The following is a 5,606-nucleotide window of genomic DNA, read 5'->3' as shown; positions in this document are numbered from 1 at the left end:
TGGCCGTCCCCCCCGGCCTTTCCCGCGGGGGGCCAGTGGCCCCGGGCCCGCCCCCCGTACCCGTGTCCCGGGGCCGTCCGCGTGCCGGAGCCGGTCTAGCGCCCCTGGTTGCGTGGCAGCAGATCCCAGACGTGCCCGTTCTCGTTGACGGTCGCCGCGCTGCGACGGCCGGTGCGCGAGAACAGCACCCGCGTGATCGAGCAGTAGTCGATCGGGAAGGTCAGCGGCCTCGGCAGCTCGAGCACATGCTGGAGCAACACGTTCACCACGCCGCCGTGCGCGAACGCCACCACCGTGTCGTGGGGTTCGGCCCCGGCGACGATCTCGTCGACCGCGCCGAGCACCCGGGCGATGAAGGCCTGCGCGTCGATCCCCTCGGGCAGATGCCCGGCCTTGATCCGCTCGTAGGCGTCGCGGAACTCCAGCTTGGCGTCCTCGACGGGGATGTAGGCGGGCAGGTCGCGGTCGTATTCGGCCAGGTCGTCGACGATCTCGACCGGCAGGCCGAGCTTCTCGGCGGTCGGGACGGCGGTCTGGCGCGCCCTGGCCTGCGGGCTGCTCACCACCTTCGTGATCCGGGGGTGGTGGGCGAGCGCGGCGGGCACCCGCGCGGCCTGTTCCCGTCCGATCTCCGCGAGATCCGGATCGGCGGGACCGGACGTCGCGGTCAGCCGCAGCGGCTGGGCATGGCGGACAAGAATCAACTGCACGTGTTCACTGTGCCGCACCGCTGTCGCCCGGGCAGCACCAGGGGCACGACCCGGCTACTTGTAGAGCGAGGGGCCGCCCTCGGGGCCGGTCGGTGGCTGGCCGTAGGGCGGCTGCCCACCGGGCGGGCCGTAGGGCGGCTGACCCGGGTGCGGGGGCTGGCCGTAAGGCTGTGCGCCGTAGGGCTGATCGCCGGTGGACGGGCCGTGCGGCGGCTGACCGTACGGCGGTTGTCCGGGCTGACCCGGCTGACCGTAGGGCGCGCCGCCGTAGGGCTGATCGCCGGTGGACTGACCGTACGGCTGTCCCTGACCCCCGTGCGGCGGCTGCCCGCCCGGCTGGCCGTAGGGCGGTTGTGGCGCACCACCGTAAGGCGGTTGCGGCGCGCCGTAGGGCGGCTGGCCCGCTGTCGGCTGGTCATTCTTCTTCTTGGTGAGCAGCACGGCGACCACCACCACGGCGACGACGAACAACAGGCAGCAGATGCCGCCGAACAGGAAACCGCCGCCCGAATTACGGCCGCGGTTGCGCTTCCTGGCCAGCAGGTCGGTGGCCTGGGTGTAGGTGTCCGAGGCCAGCAGGCTGTCCGGTGTCGGCAGCGCCTGCGCCCAGACGGAGTGGTCGAGCAGTCCGGCGGTCGTCAGCAGGTCGACGTTCATCGCCCCCCGTTTCGTGTGTGGATGGATTCCGGCTCCTCCCGGCCGGACCCTTCAGGTTAACGCCTACGTCGAGCGGCTGTTGACCCGAATCCGCTCTGCCGCAGGCCGTTACCGTGTCAGCGGGGCTTGACCAGAGGGAACGGCAGGGTCTCGCGGATGCTGCGGCCGGTGATGAGCATGACCACCCGGTCGACGCCCATGCCGAGGCCGCCGGTGGGCGGCATGGCGTGTTCGAGCGCTTCGAGGAAGTCCTCGTCGAGTTCCATCGCCTCCGGGTCGCCGTTGGCGGCAAGCACGGACTGCTCGGTCAGCCTGCGACGTTGGTCGACCGGGTCGGTGAGCTCGCTGTAGGCGGTGCCGACCTCCACGCCCCAGGCCACCAGATCCCAGCGCTCGGCCACCCCGGGCGTGCTGCGGTGCGCCCGGGTGAGCGGGGAGACCGAGGTGGGGAAATCGATGTAGAAGGTCGGCTCCTCGGTGCGGCTCTCCACCAGGTGCTCATAGAGTTCCAGCACGATCTGCCCGGCGTCCCAGTCCGGCCTGCACGCGACAGCGAGCCGGTCGCACAGCGCGCGCAGGTCCTCGGCCGGGGTGCGCGGGGTGACCCGCTCGCCCGCGGCGGCCGAGACCGCGTCGTGCACGGTGCGCACCGGCCAGTCGCCGGAGATGTCGACCGGACGCAGCGCGCCGTCCGGCCCCGGCCGCATGACCACCATCGAGCCGTGCGCGGCCAGCGCCGCGTTCTGGATGAGCTGCCTGCAGGTGTCCATCATGCGCAGGTAGTCGCTGTGCGCCTCGTAGGCCTCCAGGATCGTGAACTCCGGGTTGTGGCTGTAGTCCACGCCCTCGTTGCGGAAGGTGCGGCCAAGCTCGAACACCTTCTCCATGCCGCCGACGCACAGCCGTTTCAGATACAGCTCGGGGGCGATGCGCAGGTACAGATCGAGGTCGTAGGCGTTGATGTGGGTGGTGAACGGCGCCGCGTTGGCCCCGCCGTGCACCTGCTGCAGGATCGGCGTCTCCACCTCCAGATAGCCGAGCGCGTGCAGCGAGTCGCGCAGCGAGCGCACCACCGCGCTGCGCGTGGCCAGCACCTCGCGCGTCTCGGCGTCGATCGCCATGTCCACATAGCGCCTGCGCACCCTGGCCTCGGGGTCGGCCAGGCCCTTCCACTTGTCCGGCAGCGGATGCAGGCACTTGCCGATCATCCGCCAGTCCGACACCAGCAGCGACAGCTCGCCGCTGCGACTGCGGCCGATCCGGCCGCTGACCTCGACCAGATCGCCGAGGTCGCAGAAGGTGTCGAAGGCCGCCATGCGTTGCGAGCCGGTGCGTTCGCGGTCGAGCACCAGCTGGATGTCGGCCGACCAGTCGCGCAACTGCGCGAAGATCACCCCGCCGTAGTCGCGCTTGCGCAGCACGCGCCCGCACACCCGCACGGTGGTGCCGCGCGGGGAGTGGCGCGCGCCCGCGACGGTGTGGGTCGGGGGATAGGCGACCGGATAGGGGTCGATGCCGGCGGCGAGCATCCGATCCAGCTTGTCCAGGCGCACCCTGACCTGCTCCGGCCTGCGCGCGGACGGCGCGAGCACATCGGGGCGCGGCCAGTCCGGCGGGCTGCCGTCGGCGTGCAGGCCGGTCAGCGTGGCCGGCACGGCGGGACGAACGCCGGTGTGCGCGCTCGCGTCCTGCGCCGCGCCCCAACGCGGCAGGAAGCCCTCGGCCAGCGCGCTCGCCGCCGCCACCCTCGGCAGGTGCCTGCGCTCCTCGAACAGGAACAAGCGCGGCACCCAGGTGGGCTGGTATTTGGCGTTGGAGCGGTAGAGCGCCTCCAGCTGCCACCAGCGCGAGAAGAACAGCAGCACACCGCGCCACAGCCGCAGCACCGGCCCCGCTCCGATCCGTGCGCCCTCCTCGAAGACCGAGCGGAAGACCGCGAAGTTCAGCGAGATCCTGCTGATGCCGTACTGCTCGGCGGTCAGCGCCAGCTGCGAGATCATCAGCTCCATCACACCGTTGGGGCCGTGCGGGTCGCGGCGCATCAGCTCCAGCGAGACCCCGTTGCGGCCCCACGGCACCATCGACAGCATGGCGAGCACCCGGTCCCGCTCGTCGACGGCCTCCACCAGCAGGCAGTCGCCGTCGAGCGGGTCGCCGAGCCTGCCAAGCGCCATGGAGAAGCCGCGCTCGGTCTCGGTGTCGCGCCAGGCGTCCGCGCGCGCGGCGATGTGCGGGAACTCGGTGACCGGGATGTCGCGGTGCCGCCGGACGCGCACGCGCACACCGTGTCTGCGCAGGCGGTTGGCGGCCTGGCGGACCTGGCGCAGCTCCGGCCCGGCCAGCGAGAAGTTCTTCGTCTCCAGCACCGCCTCGTCGCCCAGCCGCAGCGCCGAGAGCCCGGCCCTGCCGTAGACGGCCGCGCCCGCCTCGCTCGCGCCCATCACCGCGGGCGTCCAGCCGTAGCGGTCGGCCAGCTCCAGCCACGCGTCCACCGCGTGCGGCCAGGCCTCGTGCACGCCGATCGGATCGCCACCGGCCAGGCACACCCCGAGTTCGACGCGATAGGCGATCGCGGCCTTGCCGCTGGGCGCGAAGACCACCGCCTTGTCGCGGCGGGTGGCGAAGTAGCCGAGGGAATCGGCGACATCCGAGCGTTCCAGCAGGCCACGGACGGCCGATTCGTCCAGTCCCGTCATGGCGTTGGTGGCGCGCTGCGAGCGCAGCAGGGTCACCGCCGCCGCCAGCAGCGCGACCGCGCCGAACAGGCCGAGCAGCATGTTCACGAAAGCCCGTGGGTGGCCGTCGAAGTGCTCGTTGTCCACCAGGATCGCCGCGGTCACCCGGTAGACCGCCCAGCCGAGGCGCTGCCGGCCCGGCGGCAGCGTGCCGGGGAACAGCTCGACCAGACCCCAGCCGAGCAGGCAGCCGACGGCGAGGCCGCCGACCAGCACGCCGAGCGCACGCCAGAGCGCGCCGCGGCGGACCCGGGTGTAGAACTGCGGCCAGGCCGCGATCAGCACGCCGATCACCCCGAGCTGCACCAGCATCCCGGCCAGCGCGTGCACATCGCGGTGGCGGGCGAACTCCAGCGCGTTGGCGACGGCGAAGATCGCGAGATAGCCGGTCAGCAACCACCAGGCGACCCGTTTGCGCGCCGCGACCGCACCGGCGAGCAGGCCGACGATCAATGCCCACATGACATTGGTGTCCGGCGCGTCGAAGTAGTAGTCGTCGACATAGCGGCGGACGGGTCCGAGCAGATGACGCAGCGTGGGCGACAGACTCCACAGCAGGCACGCGATCGCGAACACGCCCAGTGCCAACCCCGCCCGGTGCGGCACCTCACGCAGCGTGCCCCGGGCGCGGTGCGGCACGGAGGCCTCCGGGGCCGCGATCACCGGATCGGACATCGGACGCTCTGGGGCGGAAGTCACCGAACCAGTGTGGACGTATCGGGGGCCGATTGGCAGGGGTGCCACGCCGACGCCGCCGGGGTCGGCGCCGGATCGGCGCGGGCCGTGCCACATTCGGGCGGGGGCCGTGCCGGGGGGCACGCGCGGGCGGGGGACAATCGCGTCATGTCCGAACCAGCGAACACCGAGTCAACCACCGAGATCGCCACCGCGGATCTGGCCGACGAGATCGGTCCCGACATCCGCAGCTGCGACACCCAGTTCATCCAGTTCGGCGGCCGAGCCGTGTTCTCCGGCCGCATCGTCACCATCCGCTGCTTCCAGGACAACCTGCTGGTCAAGCAGACCCTGAGCGAGCCGGGCGAGGGCAGGGTGCTCGTCGTCGACGGCGGCGCCAGCGTGCACACCGCCCTGGTCGGCGACATCATCGCCGGGCGCGGCGTGGACAACGGCTGGGCGGGCGTCGTGGTCAACGGCGCGGTGCGCGATTCGGCGATCCTGCGCACCCTCGACATCGGCATCAAGGCGCTGGGCACCAACCCGCGCAAGAGCACCCAGACCGGCAGCGGCGAGCGCGACGTGCCGGTGGAGTTCGGCGGCGTGAGCTTCGTGCCGGGCGAGATGCTCTACAGCGATCACGACGGCGTGGTGGTCCGCGCCGAATGAGCGGGCGGCGGGGAGCCGGGGTCGTCAGGCCCCGGTGACCCGCGCCTGGCGTCCGGCCAGGCTCACCACCTCGCCCGCCCCCAACTCGCTGCCGCGACGCAGTTAGAACGCGTACTTGCCTCTGACCCGCCCGGAAGAGAACAAGGTCATCGCCTCCGAG

The 5,606-nt window shown here is 72.0% G+C and carries 4 protein-coding genes; 1 reads left to right on the top strand and 3 read right to left on the bottom strand.

What is annotated here, in order from left to right; translation table 11 throughout:
- Window positions 1-95 precede the first annotated feature (95 nt).
- The 3 genes from QH283_RS16850 to lysX all read right to left on the bottom strand — a co-directional run bounded on the left by QH283_RS16850 (window position 96) and on the right by lysX (window position 4,777).
- Window positions 96-710: a histidine phosphatase family protein gene (locus QH283_RS16850; RefSeq protein WP_280503939.1), complete on the bottom strand. Its 615-nt coding sequence runs from the start codon at window positions 708-710 to the stop codon at window positions 96-98.
- Window positions 711-764: 54 nt separating this feature from the next.
- Window positions 765-1,367: a hypothetical protein gene (locus QH283_RS16845; RefSeq protein ID WP_280503938.1), complete on the bottom strand. Its 603-nt coding sequence runs from the start codon at window positions 1,365-1,367 to the stop codon at window positions 765-767.
- Between the two features lie 116 nt (window positions 1,368-1,483).
- The gene (lysX, locus tag QH283_RS16840) at window positions 1,484-4,777 is read right to left on the bottom strand and encodes a bifunctional lysylphosphatidylglycerol synthetase/lysine--tRNA ligase LysX (protein WP_280503940.1); all 3,294 of its coding nucleotides are present in this window, start codon (window positions 4,775-4,777) and stop codon (window positions 1,484-1,486) included.
- A 168-nt stretch (window positions 4,778-4,945) separates the two neighbouring features.
- Here lysX and rraA point away from each other — a divergent pair, with 168 nt between their 5' ends.
- Window positions 4,946-5,446, top strand: coding sequence for a ribonuclease E activity regulator RraA (gene rraA, locus QH283_RS16835; protein ID WP_280503937.1), 501 nt, complete (start codon window positions 4,946-4,948; stop codon window positions 5,444-5,446).
- The last annotated feature ends 160 nt before the right edge of the window (window positions 5,447-5,606 follow it).

Origin of the sequence: Nocardia farcinica (genome assembly GCF_029867845.1) — a bacterium.
Classification (GTDB): domain Bacteria; phylum Actinomycetota; class Actinomycetes; order Mycobacteriales; family Mycobacteriaceae; genus Nocardia; species Nocardia farcinica_A.
The sequence above is the reverse complement of the archived record's forward strand: the minus strand, read 5'-3'. Positions and strand labels throughout refer to the sequence as shown.